At 59.8% G+C, this 16796-nt stretch carries 17 protein-coding genes; 8 read left to right on the top strand and 9 right to left on the bottom strand.

Annotated elements, in window-relative coordinates:
- From DV520_RS07200 to DV520_RS07170, 7 genes are all read left to right on the top strand, one after another.
- Positions 1-1343: S-layer homology domain-containing protein (locus tag DV520_RS07200; RefSeq protein ID WP_187422458.1), on the top strand; the 1343-nt coding region annotated here is incomplete at its 5' end.
- Between the two features lie 160 nt (positions 1344-1503).
- Positions 1504-1731, top strand: a complete 228-nt coding sequence (gene secG / locus DV520_RS07195) for a preprotein translocase subunit SecG (protein WP_021918889.1) — start codon at positions 1504-1506, stop codon at positions 1729-1731.
- A gap of 82 nt (positions 1732-1813) precedes the next feature.
- Positions 1814-2446, top strand: a complete 633-nt coding sequence (locus DV520_RS07190; protein ID WP_021918890.1) for a helix-turn-helix transcriptional regulator — start codon at positions 1814-1816, stop codon at positions 2444-2446.
- A 1-nt stretch (position 2447) separates the two neighbouring features.
- Entirely contained in the window at positions 2448-3848 is a 1401-nt protein-coding gene (locus DV520_RS07185) for a Sapep family Mn(2+)-dependent dipeptidase (protein WP_021918891.1), read from the top strand.
- Positions 3849-3867: 19 nt separating this feature from the next.
- Entirely contained in the window at positions 3868-4413 is a 546-nt protein-coding gene (locus DV520_RS07180) for a chromate transporter (protein ID WP_021918892.1), read from the top strand.
- A complete protein-coding gene (locus DV520_RS07175) occupies positions 4410-4973 on the top strand; it encodes a chromate transporter (protein ID WP_117142283.1) in 564 nt (187 codons plus the stop codon). The genes DV520_RS07180 and DV520_RS07175 overlap by 4 nt, the downstream gene beginning before the upstream one ends.
- 40 nt (positions 4974-5013) lie before the next feature.
- Positions 5014-6378 carry an MATE family efflux transporter gene (locus DV520_RS07170; protein WP_021918894.1) on the top strand — a complete coding sequence of 455 codons (1365 nt, stop codon included), beginning with the start codon at positions 5014-5016 and terminating at the stop codon, positions 6376-6378.
- 40 nt (positions 6379-6418) lie between these two features.
- On the opposite strand, the gene DV520_RS07165 is transcribed toward DV520_RS07170, so the two are convergent.
- Positions 6419-7330, bottom strand: coding sequence for a DUF975 family protein (locus DV520_RS07165; RefSeq protein WP_165850061.1), 912 nt, complete (start codon positions 7328-7330; stop codon positions 6419-6421).
- A 25-nt stretch (positions 7331-7355) separates the two neighbouring features.
- Positions 7356-8981, bottom strand: a complete 1626-nt coding sequence (locus DV520_RS07160) for a VanW family protein (protein ID WP_117142281.1) — start codon at positions 8979-8981, stop codon at positions 7356-7358.
- 281 nt (positions 8982-9262) lie between these two features.
- Here DV520_RS07160 and DV520_RS07155 point away from each other — a divergent pair, with 281 nt between their 5' ends.
- Positions 9263-10090: an EFR1 family ferrodoxin gene (locus DV520_RS07155; protein WP_117142280.1), complete on the top strand. Its 828-nt coding sequence runs from the start codon at positions 9263-9265 to the stop codon at positions 10088-10090.
- Between the two features lie 98 nt (positions 10091-10188).
- Here DV520_RS07155 and DV520_RS07150 read toward each other — a convergent pair whose 3' ends face one another.
- The 7 genes from DV520_RS07150 to grpE form a co-directional block, all read right to left on the bottom strand.
- A complete protein-coding gene (locus DV520_RS07150) occupies positions 10189-10662 on the bottom strand; it encodes a GNAT family N-acetyltransferase (protein WP_165850060.1) in 474 nt (157 codons plus the stop codon).
- 228 nt (positions 10663-10890) lie between these two features.
- Complete coding sequence (locus DV520_RS07145; RefSeq protein WP_117142278.1) at positions 10891-11622, bottom strand: DUF1835 domain-containing protein; 732 nt, start codon at positions 11620-11622, stop codon at positions 10891-10893.
- 55 nt (positions 11623-11677) lie between these two features.
- Positions 11678-12115 (bottom strand): ribose 5-phosphate isomerase B, encoded by a 438-nt coding sequence (gene rpiB, locus DV520_RS07140; RefSeq protein WP_021918900.1) that lies wholly within the window; start codon positions 12113-12115, stop codon positions 11678-11680.
- A gap of 41 nt (positions 12116-12156) precedes the next feature.
- Positions 12157-12960, bottom strand: coding sequence for a histidinol-phosphatase HisJ family protein (locus DV520_RS07135; protein ID WP_021918901.1), 804 nt, complete (start codon positions 12958-12960; stop codon positions 12157-12159).
- A gap of 27 nt (positions 12961-12987) precedes the next feature.
- Positions 12988-14151: a molecular chaperone DnaJ gene (gene dnaJ, locus DV520_RS07130; protein WP_021918902.1), complete on the bottom strand. Its 1164-nt coding sequence runs from the start codon at positions 14149-14151 to the stop codon at positions 12988-12990.
- A 116-nt stretch (positions 14152-14267) separates the two neighbouring features.
- The gene (dnaK, locus tag DV520_RS07125; protein WP_021918903.1) at positions 14268-16142 is read right to left on the bottom strand and encodes a molecular chaperone DnaK; all 1875 of its coding nucleotides are present in this window, start codon (positions 16140-16142) and stop codon (positions 14268-14270) included.
- A 106-nt stretch (positions 16143-16248) separates the two neighbouring features.
- A complete protein-coding gene (gene grpE, locus DV520_RS07120) occupies positions 16249-16785 on the bottom strand; it encodes a nucleotide exchange factor GrpE (protein ID WP_117142277.1) in 537 nt (178 codons plus the stop codon).
- Positions 16786-16796: the final 11 nt, after the last annotated feature.

Below are 16796 nucleotides of genomic sequence, written 5' to 3'. Positions count from 1 at the left end.
CCATCACCTCGGATGGCCTATTCACCGCGGGAAGCAACACCGCCAGCGGTAAAATCAAGGTGGCCTCGGGCAACTACGCGGTCACCATCTCCGTCTCGGTGACCGCCCCCGCCAAGTACACCCTTCTCTCGGACTTTGAAGGAAGCGACCCTGGTTTCTCCGCCCAGAACGCCACCCTTTCCCTGAACGATACCCAGGTGCGCTATGGCAGCCAGAGTCTCCAGGTCGCCTATCAGAACGACGCCAAGCTGACCGCCTCCCGCACCCTGACCCAGGCGGACCGTTATGTCTCCCTTTGGGTCTACGGGGATGGGTCCGGCAGCATTCTCTCCGCCGCCTTCTCCTATGAGGACGGCACCCCCGTCACCCAATCCCTGGCCACCTTAAACTTTACCGGCTGGAAACAGGTCAGCGCCGCGGTCCCGGAGGGGGCGGTCTCCTTCGACGGCCTCTCTCTGTCCGCTTCCCAAAAGGGCACCCTGTGGCTGGATCAGGTGGTCCTGTCCAACGAAAACACCTGGGACACCACCGCGCCCACGGTCTCCCTCTCCGTCTCCGGGACTTCGGCAACCGCCAAGATCACCGACAATCTCCAGGGGGGCTTGGCTGCGGATCGGATGACCTTGAAGGTTGACGGACAGCCTGTCCCCTTCCAGTGGGACGCCGCCTCCGGCACCCTCTCCGCCACCCTCTCCGGCCTGGGCAAGAGCAGCCATCAGGTCACCGTCACCGCCGCCGACACCTGCGGCAATCTGGCCCGGGATTCCGTGACCCTCTCCGGCGCCTCCTCCAACCCCTTTGCGGACATGACCAACCACTGGGCCCGGACCTATACCGCCCGCCTGAGTGAGCTGGGCATCATCTCCGGGATCACCAGCGGAGACGTCACCAATTTCTACCCCAACCGCAACATCACCCGGGGGGACTTTGCCCTGATGGCGGCCAACTGGCTGGGACTGGACCTGAACGCCTATGCGTCGGTCTCCCTTCCCTACACCGATACCAAAGACATCCCCTCTTGGGATCTGAACGCGGTAAAGGCCCTTTACGAGCTGGGCATCATGCAGGGCAGCCGGGCCAACGACGGGACCCTGCGGGCCAATGCCCGGGCCTCCATCACCCGGGCCGAGGCCATGACCATTCTGGGCCGGATGACGGAAAAGGGCTATCCCCAAGCCGCTCTGTCCGCCTTCTCCGACGCCGCCGCTGTCCCCAGCTGGGCCAAGGAACACGTGGCCACGCTGGTGGGCATGGAGGTGGTGGGCGGCTCCAATGGGAAGCTGCGGCCCAGTTCCCCGGTCACCCGGGCGGAGGTGGCCAAAATGCTCTTCACCCTTTGGTAACCCCCCATTTTTCCTGGAAAAAAGCCTTGCAAATGACAGAATAGTATGGTATCATGCTTTGTAATCAATTTTAATACTCTTCTTTCAATGGGAAAGAGATGCCGTTTTCCAGAAATTTTTTTACATTCATGGGATAAGGCAAGGGAAAGGAATATATACTATGGCTGTAACAATCCTCTCGATCATTCAGGTGCTGTCAGGCGCCGTCCTCATTCTGTTTGTGCTGGGTCAGTCTGGCAAGCACTCTGGCCTGGGCATGATCTCCGGTGCCAGCGATTCTTTCCTGTCCAAAAACAAGGCAAAATCCGCTGATGCCAAGTTAGCTCGCTGGACCAAATGGGTCGCCATTGTCTTTATTGTACTGACCCTGGTGTTGAACTTCCTGTAATCGTTTCCTTCCAAAATGCCCTTCCATACCGGAGGGGCATTTTGCGTTTATTTTTCCACTTTTCCAAGAGGTGATATCCCCCATGACTCGTCAAGAAGCCTTCACAATGCTGGACCAGATGGCGAAAGGCATCGCCGAGATGTTTGGCTCCAACTGCGAAACCGTCATTCACGACTTGGCCGACCCCCTTCACCCGGTGCTGGCCATCTACAACGGCCACGTCTCCGGCCGCTCGGTGGGTTCCACCCGGGACGTCACCGGGGTGGAGCAGGACCTCTACCTGGACAACGACGTGGTCAATCTGTTGGCCGTGACGCCCAGTGGACAGCAGACCAAAAGCTCCACCTTCTCCATCAAAGGGGAAGATTACCACCTGGGCTTTGGCATCAACTACGATTTTACCCCTCTGGCCTACGCCAACCGGGTCCTGCTGGACCTGATGCACACCGAGGTGGACTTTCACAGCGCCGTCTATAAGCCCCGGGACAACGGGATCAGCGAGCTGTTTGACAGTGCGCTTCTCCGGGTGGGCAAGCCCGCCCGGGAAATGAATAAGGCAGACCGTCTCCGGGTGATTGAGTACCTCAAAAACATGGACGCGTTCTCCTACCGCCGGGCCGTGCCCTATGTGGCCGCCCATCTTGGCGTGTCCCGCTATACCATTTACAAGTACCTGGACGAGGTCAACGGAACCCAAGAGGAGGAGGCCACCTGACATGCACGAGCAAGCCATTCAACACTACTTCGCAGACAAGGAACCGATGCTGGTGGAGGCCGTCTCCCGGCTGGTTCGAATTGACAGCACCTTAGGCCCCGCCCTGCCTGGCAAGCCCTTCGGCGAAGGGCCGGCCGCCGCCCTGGAGGAGCTGCTGGCCCTGGCCCGGTCCTGGGGCCTGTCAGGGCAGAATCTGGAGGGCTATGTGGGCACAGTGGACCTGAACGACCAGGAAACCGTCCTCCACATCTTAGGACACCTGGACGTGGTAGACCCTGGAGAGGGATGGACCGTCACCGAGGCCTTTGTGCCCAAGCTGGTGGACGGTCTTCTCTATGGCCGCGGCACCGACGACGACAAGGGGCCTGTCGCAGCGGCCCTGCTGGCGATGAAAGCGGTCAAAGACCTGGGCATCCCCCTGCGCCGGAATGTCCGTCTCATCGCCGGCACGGACGAGGAAACCGGGTTCCGGGATGTGAAATGGTATTACAGCCGGCACCCCTATGCCCCCTATACCATCTCTCCCGACGCCGATTTCCCCATCATCAACATTGAAAAAGGGCACTATCAGCCCACCTTTCAGGCTGCCTGGCCCCAGGAGCAGGCTCTGCCCCGGGTCTCTGACTTCACCGGCGGCACCCGGCTGAATATGGTCCCTCCCAAGGCCCAGGCCACGGTTTTGGGTCTGTCTCTGGACACCGTGGAAGCCGCCATCCGGGACCTGGCGCTGGAGGAGGCCATCTCTTTCTCCTGTCAGGAGAAGGGACCAGGGGTCCACATCCTCTGCAGCGGGCAAAACGCCCACGGCTCCACGCCGGAAGAGGGGCACAACGCCCAGACCGCCCTGGTGGCCCTGCTGGCCGCCCTGCCCCTGGCGGACTGCCCCTCCACCCGGGCTCTTCGGGCCCTTCACGCCCTGTTCCCCCACGGAGACCACCACGGGCAGGCCCTGGGCATCGCCCAGGCCGATGACCTCTCCGGTCCCCTGACTCTGGCCTTCACCATGCTGACCCTGCACGACACCGGCTGCCAGGGGCGGTTCGACAGCCGCACCCCGCTGTGCGGAACCGAGGAGACCATCTGCCGCCCGGCGCAAGCTGCCTTGACCCAGGCCGGGTTCACTGTCCAGGGTCCTCTGGACCCGCCCCACCATGTTCCCGCCGACTCTCCCTTCCTCCAGGTCCTGGCCAAATGCTATGAGCAGTACAGCGGCCGGAAGAGCCAGTGCCTGGCCATCGGCGGAGGCACCTATGTCCACGATATCCCCGGCGGGGTGGCCTTTGGGGCCAGTATGCCGGGCTTCGTCTCCAATCTCCACGGCCCCGACGAACGGGTGCATGTGGGGGACCTGCTCACCGCCGCCAAGATTTACGCCCAGGTCATCCTGGCGCTCTGCGCCTGATGGGCGGGAAGGAGACCGCATGCGCGAGAATTGGGATCTTTTTCTGACCTTTGCCCGGATCAGCGCCAGCTGTTTCGGCGGTGGCTACGCCATGCTCCCGTTTTTTCAGCGGGAGCTGGTATCCAAAAAGGGCTGGCTGACCGATGAGGAGCTGCTGGACCTCAACGCCGTCGCCCAGTGCACCCCTGGCGTCATCGCCGTGAACACCGCCACCTTCTGCGGGTACCGGGTCCACGGTCTGTCGGGATCTCTCCTGGCAACCCTTGGCGTGCTGGTGCCCCCCATGATCATTGTCACCATCATCTCCGCCTTCTTCTGGTCTTTCGCGGAAAATCCCTGGGTGCAGCACGCGCTGACAGGGGTGCGGGCCTGCGTCTGCGCCCTGATCATCAACAGCACCATCCGCCTCTACCGTAAGGCGGTTCTGGATCTGCCCACCTTTCTTGTCTTTCTCACTGTGCTGATCCTGGCCGCTTTTGTGGGCCTCTCTCCCGCCATTCTGGTGGTGGGCGCCGGTCTGTTCGGTCTGGCGTATCACCGCATCCGAAAGGAGCGCCCTCTATGATCGTCCTGCTGCTCCGCCTGTACTGGGAGTTTTTTCTGGTGGGCCTGTTCTCCATGGGCGGCGGGATGGCCACGGTTCCCTTCCTGTTTGACCTGTCAGCACGAACCGGCTGGTTTACCACGGCGGACCTGACCACCATGATCGCCATCTCCGAAGCCACCCCCGGCCCCATCGGGGTGAATATGGCCACCTATGTGGGCTATGTCTCCGCGGGAATCCCCGGCAGCATCATCGCGCCCCTGGGCCTTGTGACCCCCGCGGTGATCATCATTCTTCTTGTCTCCAAAATTCTCAATACCCTTTGGCAAAACCCGAAGGTCAAAGGACTCTTTTACGCCCTGCGCCCCGCCTCCGTCGGCCTGATTGGCGCAGCGGCTTTTTCTGTGTGCGCGGTCTCATTGTTCAGCACGGAACAGGGCCTTGTTCTCCACTGGCCCTCTATCCTGCTGTTCGGAATCATGCTGACTGCGATGAATCTTCCCAAGCTGAAAGAGCTTCCCTCTGTCTTCTTCATCGCAGTTGCCGCAGTGGTAGGTATTGTTTTTCAAATGGTGGATTGAATGAATTAAGATAGAACATTCTTAAAAGGAGATGACCCTTATGTCCTCTTTACAGCAGTCTACCAACGCGTTTGACGCCTTACCCATTCGGCAAGCTGTATTCCGGCAGACCTTTCCCGCCATCGCCAGCCAGATGATTACTTTGATTTACAACCTGGCGGACACCTATTTTGTGGGCATGCTCAACCAGCCCAGTCAGACAGCGGCCATCACCGTAGTCTATTCCTCCTTTCTCATGCTCACTGCCATCTCCAACCTGTTTGGCGTGGGCGGCGCCAGCGCCTTGGCCCGGGCACTGGGGCGGAAGGCCCCCGATGAAGCCCGGCGGATTGCCTCCATCTCCTTCTGGTTCGGCCTTTTCAGCGGGGCCCTTTTCTGCCTTCTCTTCTGGTGCTTCCGGCAGCCCATTCTCGTTCTCTGCGGCGCCACCCAGGACACCCTTCCCATCGCCCTGGGCTACGCCCAATGGGTGGTGGTGATCGGCGGCCCCGCCACCATCCTCAGCACCCTTTTGGCCAACCTGGTCCGGGCGGAGGGCAAGGCAGGGCAAGCCTCCTTCGGCCTTTCTTTGGGTGGGGCCGCCAACCTGGTGCTGGACCCGTTGTTTATTCTGCCCCAGTTTCTGGGGTTGGGCGCCGTGGGCGCCGGCATGGCCACCTGTCTGTCCAACGTTCTCTCCACCCTTTACTTCCTGGTCCATTTGCTGCGCTGTCAGGGAGAGACCGCCGTTGACCTCCACCCCCGCCACCTGCCGTTTATCCGCAAGTATGGAAAAGAGATCCTGGCCATCGGATTCCCCTCCGCCCTGCAGTATGCCCTTACCGTGGTGGCGGTGGCCGCCCAGTCCCGGTTTGTCTCCCGCTACGCCACCGAGGCGGTGGCGGGGCTTGGCATTGTCAAAAAGCTGGATCAGCTTCCCCTGTATTTTTCCATCGGCGTCTCCAATGGTCTGCTTCCCCTGCTGGCCTACCACTATGCCGCCGGACAGCAGGAAAAGCGCCGGGCCGCCTTCCGACTGGGCTGTACCCTCTCCCTGGCCTTTGCCCTGCTCTGTCTTGTGACCTTTGAGCTCTTCGCCCCACAGTTGGCCTCTCTCTTCATCGACGACCCGGCCACCATTCATTACAGCGCAGGATTTCTGCGGCGAATGGTCATCGCCATGCCCATGATGTCCCTGTGCTATCCGATGATCATCCAGTTTCAGGCCATGGGCAAAGCCCGGGAATCCCTGGTCTGCTCCATTCTTCGGAAAGGGGTCCTGGACATCCCTTTGCTGTTTCTCCTGGACACTTGGCTTCCCCTCTACGGCTGTATGTGGGTACAGCCCATCGTAGACACCATCTCTCTGATCGTCGCCATTGGATTTTACCGCGCTCTCCGCCGGAAAGAGGATGCTTCCCCATAAAAAACCTCCGCAGCGATGTTCGCTGCGGAGGTTTTTTATCTTAGCTTGCCTGGGGTGTCTGTGTTCCACCCTGTCTGGCCCTGGCAGCCTCCTGGAGGAACACCATCCCGCCCAGGGAGGAGTAAGGGGTCACAAACAGGTCCATCGCCCCATAGGTGAGCTGGGACGCCGCAAACCACAAAATGTAACTCAGCCGGAACCGGAAGAAAGCCCCCCGAACCCCCTTGGCGCTTTGCAGTCCCCGGCGGAAGGTCTGCCCCAGGGAATACTCTGGATGGGCGCACAGGCAGTACCGCACCGGCAGAAAGACACTGTGGAGCCAGAAGGTAAACAGCGCCGCCGCCACCGCCAAAAGGGTTGCCCCCATCTGCGTCAGGGAACTCAGTGTGGTATAGGCGTCTGCCGACGGGGTGTTGGTATAGAAGACATAGAAGAGATACAGGCTGGGAATGGTGGCCACAATCCCCGCCAGCCGCACCAGAATGCTCAGCACAAACTCCACCGCCACAGCCTTTCCCAGGCGCTTGGGCTGGCGGAACCACTGAAACACCCGGAACACACTCAGTTGTGTGCTGCCCCGCAGCACACCCCAATACTGCTCCATCGCCCCCAGACGCAGAGGGGCCAGGAGGACAAAAAAGAGGGCATTGACCAGCAAAAACACCAGGATCTGATGATAGGTCACGGGAATGGCCAGCACCGTCTGGGTCAGATCCATCCGAAAGAGGATGCTGAAGCCCTCCGCGTTAAAGTAAATCCCGCTGGCCGTATCCCCATACTCAGAGAGTTTGGCCAGTCCATAGGTCAGCGTCCCGCCGCAGAAGACGCGCAGGCCATAGAAAGCCAGCTGCACACAGACCAGCAAGAGGGTCACCCGCATGCAGATCGGGTGCATCATCAGACGTTTGGCCAGGAATTTCATCTCCCGGCGAGTAGGCAAGTTCTGTTTCATACGTTTTTCCTTTCTGCCGCTGGAATCAGAGTCCATACTGCGCGGCATCCTCCGGGCTCACCAGAACCACCTTATCCCGGCTGCGATACACACTGGTGCTCTCCAGCTTGGTGTCCTTTAACTTGCCGTTCTCATAGAGGTTCCGATACACCTTCACCGTGTACCCGGCGTAGGGGGTCACACTGACCCGGGTGGACCCCGCAGGCAGGCTGCTGTCCACCTTATAGACCGTCTTGTAGCCGGTGGTCCCGACGGTCTGGTTGGTCATCTCCACAGTGATGTTGTCGCTCTTGGTTCCCAGGATACTCACCGTCAAAGACCGACCGGACACAGAGCCCACCACTTGAATGGGGAAGGGCGTATTGTTTCGGAATCGGAAGTCCTTCGCCCCATAGTAAACCGTGGCGTCCATCCCATCGGGGACATAGCGGGTGATATAGCCGTGGGGATATCGTTCCACAATTTCCAGGTTTGACCGCAGCGCGGCCAGATACACTGTGGAAGAGCCCTGGCAGACACCGCCCCCCGTCTCCTGCACCGTCTCTCCGCCCACGTAGGCGGGGGCGGGCAAAAAGCCCCGGGCCGCGGTGCGCCGTCCCACAACACCGTTGTAGGAGAATTCCTCCCCAGGCATTAAAACGGTACCGCTGAAATACTGGGCGGCCAGCTGAATGTTCCTCACCCGGTTGGCACTGCCGGAGATGTTTGTGGTGCAGGAGCCCAGCACATCCTGATAAAGCTGCGGTGTCAGGTCCGCCACCGTGGTCTCCGGCTGGGTGATCTCCAGGGGAATCTCCTGGCTCTGTCCCCAGTCCAGCCCATCAAAAACGGTCTGGGCCTGGGCCGCGTCGAAGGAGACCCCCGGCTGATCCACCTGAAACTCCTTTTTGGCCTTGTCAAAGCGGGCGTTTTGCACCTTCCGCTCCACCTTCCCCAAAACCTCTGTGAGGTCCAGCTCCCCGGGCAGGGTTTGGGTCAAATCTATGGTAAATTGGGGCTTTGCCCCTTTCAGCTCTACCATTTCGTTCTTCCCCAGGGCCTGAAAAATCGCCTCCTGAATGGCCTTTCGATCTACCTGGTTGCCGGGCTGGCCCTTGGTGAGGATCAAGTGGGTGTCGTTGGTCTCCCAAGTTGGCTCCACCGGGTCCCGCCCCAGTGCCTGCTCCACCCCATCCAGGATGGTATCCAGGTTTTCACTGTCTTGGTACACCGGCAGCACCGTTTCCCCCTGCACCAGGCATTTCAGATACACACCGCCCCGGGCTCCAAAGGACAGGGTATTTCCCACCTGCCAGGCCCGGTCGATGGAGGCCGCGTAGTCCGTGGCCACACTGGACAAAGGCACCTCCACAACCTTTTCCTCGCCCTCGGCGGTGCGGACCGCGAAAACCACCCCTCGGCTCTCGTCCGGCGCCTGCTTCTGCACCGCCTTCTCCAAGGCGGTCTGAGCCTCCTGCTTTGTCAGTCCCCCCACGTTCACCCCGCTGATGGTAACATTGGGATAAATAGTCCCTCTTCCGGCCATGCCGCACAGAACGCAGTATGCCACCACAAGGATGGCCGCCACCAGACAGCACAGCAGGAGAATCTTTTTTCTGGGATTCGGTTTTGTCTCCTCCAAATGGGTTTCCGTCGCATGGGTTTGGTCCATGGTTCCTCCCCTTTCCCGGCCCACAGAGCTCTGGGGGCCGCTTGCTTCTATCTTACGCAACACGTTCTTCCCCGGGACTAAAACACGCCGCTGGGAAAAAACGGCAGTCTTCGACAAGGCTATGGTTAGGTTATATTATATGGAATATACCGGGAAAAATCAACACGGCGGAAGAGGTTATTTCCCTTTCGCCTTTTTCCCCCAGGATATTTACTTTTTATAGGAAATCTTTATAATGGATACCAACCACGCACTCTATTTTAGGAAAGGGGAACTCCTCCATGACAACCAAAACCGTGTGGGCCGCCTACTTCAGCGCCACCAACACCACCAAAAAAGTGGTCACGCAAATCGCCCGGCGGCTGTCTCAGCAGACTGCCTGCCCCATGGAAATCTATGACTTCACCCACCCGCAGGCCCGAAAAACGCCCAAAGCCTTTGCGCCGGGAGATCTGGTGGTATTCGGAACGCCAGTCTATGCCGGCCGGGTTCCCAACCTACTCATCCGCTTCGTGGCCGCCGTCCAGGGCAACGGGGCTCTGGCGGTCCCCGTGGTCTGCTACGGCAACCGAAACTACGACGACGCCCTGATGGAACTGCGAAACACCCTGGAGGCCGGCGGGTTTCATACGGTGGCCGGCGGGGCATTCTCCTGCCAGCACGCCTTCTCCCTCACCCAGGCGGCCGGCCGGCCGGACCGCAGCGATCTCACCATTGCCTCGGGATTTGCCGACCAAATCTTCCGCAAAGTGGAGGCCCTTACCTCCCTGGAAAGCCTTTCCCCGGTTGCCGTGAAGGGCAACGACCCCGTGGGTCCCTACTACACCCCCCGGGACCGCCACGGAAACCCCATCAATATCCTCCCTGTGAAACCCAAAACCACGGACGCCTGTACCCAGTGCGGCCTGTGCGCCCGGGAATGTCCTCTGGGGGCCATTGACCCTGAGGACGCCCACCTGGTGCCCGGCAAGTGCATGAAGTGCAACCGCTGCGTCCGCCTCTGTCCCAAACAGGCCAAGTATTTTGATGACCCCAATTATCTCTATCACAAAACAGAGTTGGAGGACCTGTATTCCTGGCCGCGGAAAGAGCCTGAGCTGTTTCTGTAATTCCATTTATGGTCTCCCCCGTTTTCATCTGTTAACGATACAGAGAAAGCAGATCCAAAAAGCCCCGGTTCGGTGAACCGGGGCTTTTTGGATCTTTTCTATGCGATTCGTCTCACTTTTGGTGGCAGTGTGGTATTTTCAAACATCCGGGTGGGCTCTCCCCAGGCACAGGCGTCGGGGCCAATGGGGAAAAATCCATACTTCTCATAGTAGTTGCTGTGCTCTGTGGCCAGATAGATCTTCTCAAATCCCAGCCGGCCGCCCTGCCGGCGGGCATGAGCAAGCAGGACCGGGCTGAGATGCCTGCCCCGAAACGCAGGGTCCACATAGAGGGTGGCAATCCAAAGGCCTTTGTCCTCACTCCAGAGAATCTCTTTCACGGCCAGAGTGTATCCTCCCACCACCTTGCCCTTCTCCACCGCAATGTAGGCGTCGGGAAGGGGGGCGTCGGTCTGGCGCACCTGCTCCATGTGCTTCTGAATCCACGGCATACAGGCCGGCCAATGGTTTTCCAAGCTTTCCAGCATGGCCGGAATGTATTCCGGTCTCTCCCGAATCGAGTAGATCCTCATCATTGTCCCCTCCTTTCCGGGGTCATGATGTCTGCCATGTCCTTCTGGCGTGGGTACCCTCTTCTTCTATCTATAATATATCATTTTCGTGTGGAAATCGCAATATAATCCCATTATTTTTGTATATATTTTATTGACAGCACCCCCTGCTCCGATTCTTCCGGTGCAGGGGGGTGCTGTCAGTCCCAAAACGGCAGGCCTCCTCCGAGTAGGAGCTCCTCCTCTTTTTTACATCTCCCGCCGTCTCACAACGTCCACACGATGAAGCAGAAAATGAATGTTCATCTTCCCGTGGAAACGGGTACGGTACTCTTCCTCCACCTGGATGGCAATGGAAAAATTGTCCCTCTCCTGTGGCGCCTCTTGAGCCAAAAGTCTTTGAATCCATGGATCAAAAAAGGTCTCTGGAACGGAGCGAGGGAGCCCATCCACAGCAATCCGAAGAGACGTGTTTTCCTCCTGCAATCGCTTCCAAAGGGCTGCCCAAGGGCGCAGAGAGGTCACGGCAGCTCGGGAGAGTAACGCGTCACAGACCGCCCGGGCCCTTGCGGGTTCAACGTCTTGCAGCAGACCACTGTCGCAAAAGAGAACCTGTTCTCGTTTGGAGGCCAGATATGTACTGGCCAGCGCAAACCCCGTCAGCTCATAGGGGTCCTTGGAGCACCAGACATAACAGGAATCCTCCGGCGACAGTCCCTCTATTCTCCGAAGAAACGTGCGGTATTCCCCACAAAAAGAATCTTCTGTCAGAATTCCCCGTTCCTCCAACATTCGCTTTCGAAAGGAAGGGGTCAAGGGATTCAATCGCCCAACGGACAGGTCCTCATCCAAAAAAAGAAGGTCCATGGTTCTGCCCATCTCTGCATGATAGGTCTGCATGAGGAGCCCTCTGATATTGGCATCAAAACAGAGATGGACTTGTCTTTTTTTATACACGGTGTGCCTCTTTCTCTTTTCCATGCCACACCCCCCAGGCGGTCATAGCCGCCTGGGGGGTGTACCCGTCTTCTATAATTTATGCCTCTTCCATCTCCGTAATCAGCCCCACCCGTCGGGCGTGGCGTCCACCCTCGAAGTCCGTGTGGAGAAAGACCTCCACAATCCGCTCTGCCAAGTTGGGCCCCACCATGCCGGCGCCCATGGCCAGCATATTGGCGTCGTTGTGCCGGCGGGTCATTTCCGCGGAGAGGGGATCACTGCACAGAGCGCAGCGGATGCCCCGCACCTTGTTGGCCGCAATGGAGATGCCGATGCCGGTGGTGCAGATGACGATGCCCTTTTCACAAACCCCCGAGGCCACGGCCTCCGCCGCGGCTTTGCCAAACACAGGGTAATCACAGCTCTCCTTGCTGTGGCAGCCATAGTCCTGATAGGGGATGCCCTCCCGGTCTAAATAGGCCTTCACCCGTTCCTTCAGGTCAAAGCCGCCGTGGTCAGAACCCAATGCAATCATGGTCGTCTCCTCCTTGTTTTTTTCGGCGGGGCCCTGCCCCGTTATTTCAGCCGGATCATCTCCGGCTTGCGTGCATGGTAAACGGCCACATAGCGGAAGCCGCAGTCGGCCATAAGGCCATAGGCCTCCCGAATCCCCCGGCCCAGAGGTTCCGGCGCGTGGGCATCCGAGCCCACTGTGAGGATCTCCCCTCCTAACTCCCGGTAATCCCGCAGAATGGGAATCCATTCCCGGAGCGTCTGCCCCTTCCAGGTATTGATCTCAATGCCCCGGCCCGACTGAATGGCCAGGCGAAGGATCTCCCGGATTTGATCCCGATACCGGTCCAGGCTGGGGGTGTCATAGGGGCCGTTCATGTAGCGAAGCGGATAGATCACATGGCCCACCACATCATAGCAGGGGCTGGCGGCCATGGCCAGCATGGACTGGAAGTAGTTGTCCAGAGCCCGATAACAGTCCTCCAGGGTGTCATAGGGCAGCAGATAAAAGTCCCGTCCTCCCGCCGCCTCGTCCAGGTTGTGGCAGGAGCCGATGACAAAATCCAGCCCGGGCTCCCCGAGAATTTTCTCAGATGCCTCGGGAAACAGATGGCCCATGCCAAACTCCAGCCCCATGGGCAGGTCCAGCCGGGCACCGAAGGCGTCCAGCATCCCCTTCCGCTCCCGGTGCACAGGGGTCCAATCATAGTCCAGAGTCCGCTCCCCCTCCAGGCTCAGCAGATCACAGTGGTCTGTCAGGCACAGCGTATGCAGACCATATTCATAGGCCTTCTGGGCCATCTGGAGCATGGGGGCATTGCTGTCCGGGGAGCAGAGGGAGTGGGTGTGGCAATCGGCAAGAAACATATTGTTTTCCTTTCTGTCTACGGAGCCTTACTTTTTCTTCCGACGGTGGAACACGGACCGCTCCCCGCTTTCCCCTGCGCTGCTGGAGGCGGGAAGCTCTCCCATGGCCTCGGCAAACTTCCGCAGAGCCTCCTTCTGGTCCTCGTTCAGGTTCCGGGGAATCTCCACCCGGATGGTGACATACTGGTCCCCCCGGCCTCTGCCGTTGAGGGCCGGCACGCCTCTGCCCCGCAGGCGGAGGGTGGTGCCCGGCTGGGTGCCTGGCTCCACCTTACACTTCATCTTGCCATCCAGAGAGGGAATCTCCACTTCACCCCCCAGCGTAGCCTGGAGAATGGAAACCGTCTGATCCAAGTAAATGTGGGCGCCGTCCCGGCGGAGCCGGGCATGGGGCATCACATTGATTCCCACAATCAAATCCCCGGCAGGACCGCCGTTGCGTCCCATATCCCCCTGGCCCCGGACCGAAATGGCCTGGCCGTTGTCAATGCCGGCGGGCACTTTCACGTGAACCTTCTTCTGCCGGCGGACGCCGCCGCTGCCGCCGCAGGCCTTGCACTTCTGGTGGATGATCTTCCCTTCTCCCCGGCAGTTGGGGCAGACGGTGGAGGTGGACATGGTCCCAAACATGGTCCGCTGCTGCATCCGCACTTGGCCGGAGCCGTGGCACTCCGGGCACACCTCTGCGGTGGTGCCCGGCTCACAGCCTGTGCCGCCGCATACGTCACAGGACTCCACATGGGAGATGTTCACATCTTTCTCACAGCCGAAGGCCGCCTCCTCCAGGGTCAGGGTCAAACTGGCCCGCACGGTGCTCCCTTTGGCCGGTCCTGTCCGGGACTGTCCGCCCCCGCCGAACCCGCCAAAGCCGCCGCCGAAGAAGGAGCCAAACAGGTCGCTCACGTCAAATCCGCCGAACCCGCCAGCCCCGCCGGGACCACCGGCGCCAAAATTGGGGTCCACCCCCGCAAAGCCAAATTGATCGTACTTGGCCCGCTTCTCCTTGTCCGAGAGCACCTCATAGGCCTCATTGATCTCTTTGAACCGGGCTTCCGCCGCTTTGTCGCCCGGGTTCAGGTCCGGGTGATTCTGTTTGGCCAGCTTCCGGTAAGCTTTTTTCAGTTCATCGTCCGAGGCGCCTTTCTTGACCCCCAGGACCTCATAGTAATCTCTTTTCTTCTGGTCTGCCATTGGTTTCTCACCTCACAATAGGCTCTATGGAACCGGCGCAGCCCCGCCGCTTCCTTTTCACACAAGCAGGGGGACAGGAAATCCTGTCCCCCGCTGGCTGCGTTGGATTCGCTTTCTTACTGGTCGTCAACCACGGTGTAATCCGCGTCCACAACATCATCGGGGCCCTTGTTCCCGCTGCCGCCGGCTGCTCCGCCGGCCTGCTGGCCGCCAAAGCCCGCGCCGCCCATATCGGGGCCAGGCTGGCCGCCCTGGGGATTGGCCTGCTGATACATCTTCTCACTGACCTTATAGAAGGCCTGGGTCAGGCTCTCTGTGGCGGTTTTGATGGCCTGGGTATCGGTGCCCTTCAGGGCCTCCTTCACCTTGTTGATCTCCGCCTCCAGCTCGCTGACCTCGCTGGCATCCAGCTTATCCTTCATCTCCTCCATGGCCTTCTCACTTTGATAGACCATCTGGTCGGCCTGGTTCCGGGTGTCCACTTCCTCCTTGCGCTTGGCGTCCTCGGCGGCGAACTGCTCGGCCTCCTTCACGGCCTTCTCCACATCCTCCTTGGACATGTTGGTGGAGGAGGTGATGGTGATATGCTGCTCCTTACCGGTGCCCAGATCCTTGGCCGAGACGTTCACGATGCCGTTGGCGTCGATGTCGAAGGTAACCTCAATCTGGGGCACACCCCGGCGGGCGGGGGCGATGCCGTCCAGGCTGAACCGGCCCAGGGTCTTATTGTACTGGGCCATCTCCCGCTCTCCCTGGAGGACGTGGACCTCCACCTGGGTCTGATTGTCGGCCGCGGTGGTGAAGATCTGGCTCTTCTTGGCGGGGATGGTGGTGTTGCGCTCGATGAGCTTGGTGTTCACGCCGCCCATGGTCTCAATGCCCAGGGACAGGGGGGTCACGTCCAGCAGCAGCAGGCCCTTCACGTCGCCCACCAGCACGCCGCCCTGAAGGGCTGCGCCCATGGCCACGCATTCATCGGGGTTGATGCCCTTGAAGCCCTCTTTGCCGGTGAGCTTCTTCACCACATCCTGCACAGCGGGAATCCGGCTGGAGCCGCCCACCATGAGGACCTTGGCGATGTCATTGCCGGTGAGGCCCGCGTCGCTCATGGCCTGCTTCACCGGTCCGGCGGTGGCCTCCACCAGGTGGGCGGTCAGCTCATTGAACTTCGCCCGGGTGAGGGTCAGGTCCAGATGCTTGGGGCCGGTGGCATCGGCGGTGATATAGGGGAGGTTAATGGTGGAGGAGGTGACGCCGGACAGCTCAATCTTGGCCTTTTCCGCAGCCTCCTTCAGGCGCTGCATGGCAACCTTGTCGCCGCTCAGGTCGATGCCCTCGGCCTTCTTAAACTCCGCCACCATCCAGTCCATGATGCACTTGTCGAAGTCGTCGCCGCCCAGCCGGTTGTTGCCGGCGGTGGCCAGGACTTCGATGACCCCGTCACCGATCTCCAGAATGGAGACGTCGAAGGTGCCGCCGCCCAGGTCATAGACCATGATCTTCTGATCCGATTCCTTGTCCACGCCGTAGGCCAGGGCCGCCGCCGTGGGCTCATTGATGATCCGCTTGACCTCCAGGCCGGCAATCTTGCCCGCGTCCTTGGTGGCCTGCCGCTGGGCGTCGGTGAAGTAGGCAGGGACGGTGATGACCGCCTCGGTGACGGTCTGGCCCAGATAGGCCTCGGCGTCTGCCTTCAGCTTCTGCAGGATCATGGCGGAGATCTCCTGGGGAGTGTACGCCTTGCTGTCGATGTTCACCTTGTAGTTGGAGCCCATCTCACGCTTAATGGAAATCACAGTCCGGTCGGGGTTGGTGATGGCCTGGCGCTTTGCCACCTGGCCCACCATCCGCTCGCCGTCCTTGGAAAATGCCACAATGGAAGGGGTGGTGCGGTTGCCCTCCGCGTTGGGGATAACGACGGCCTCGCCGCCCTCCATCACGGAGACGCAGGAGTTGGTGGTTCCTAAGTCGATACCAATAATCTTAGACATAATGTTGTTCCTCCTTATCAAGAACAGATGGCTGTTGTTTACACGTTTATCAAATTTATATGGTGATCTGGAAATGGTTCGGGGCTGTCCGCCCGGACAGGGCCGGTCAGTTGGCCACCTTGACCATGGCGTGGCGAATGACCTTTTCTCCCATCTTAAAGCCGGCCTGGAATACTTCTACTACGGTATTCTCTCCCAAAGCCTCGTCTTCCATGTGCATCACTGCGTTATGGACATTGGGGTCAAAGGATTCGCCCTGGGCGGGAATCTCCTCCACCCCCAGCTTTTCCAGCACAGTCTTGAGCTGGGTCATGGTCATCTGCACGCCCTTGGCATAGGCCTCGTCGGCGGTCTCCTGCTTCAGCGCCCGCTCCAGATTGTCATACACCGGGAGCAGTTCCTTGATGGTGTCCGCCCTGGCGGTGGTCCAGGCGTTTTCCTTTTCCTTCTGGCTTCGCTTGCGGTAGTTGTCGTACTCCGCCAGCAGCCGGAGGTATTTGTCTTCCTGCTCCCGCAGGGCCTGCTGGAGGGCTTCCTCCTGGCTGGATTCCTGCTTTTCCTGAGAGGCTTCGGTCACTTCCTCCGGGGTCTCCTCCTTGGTTTCCTCGGGGACCTGATTCTGATCGTTATTTTTCTTGCTCATGGGATGTGGTA

It is taken from the genome of Evtepia gabavorous, from assembly GCF_003425665.1.
Classification (GTDB): domain Bacteria; phylum Bacillota; class Clostridia; order Oscillospirales; family Oscillospiraceae; genus Evtepia; species Evtepia gabavorous.
The sequence above is the reverse complement of the archived record's forward strand: the minus strand, read 5'-3'. Positions and strand labels throughout refer to the sequence as shown.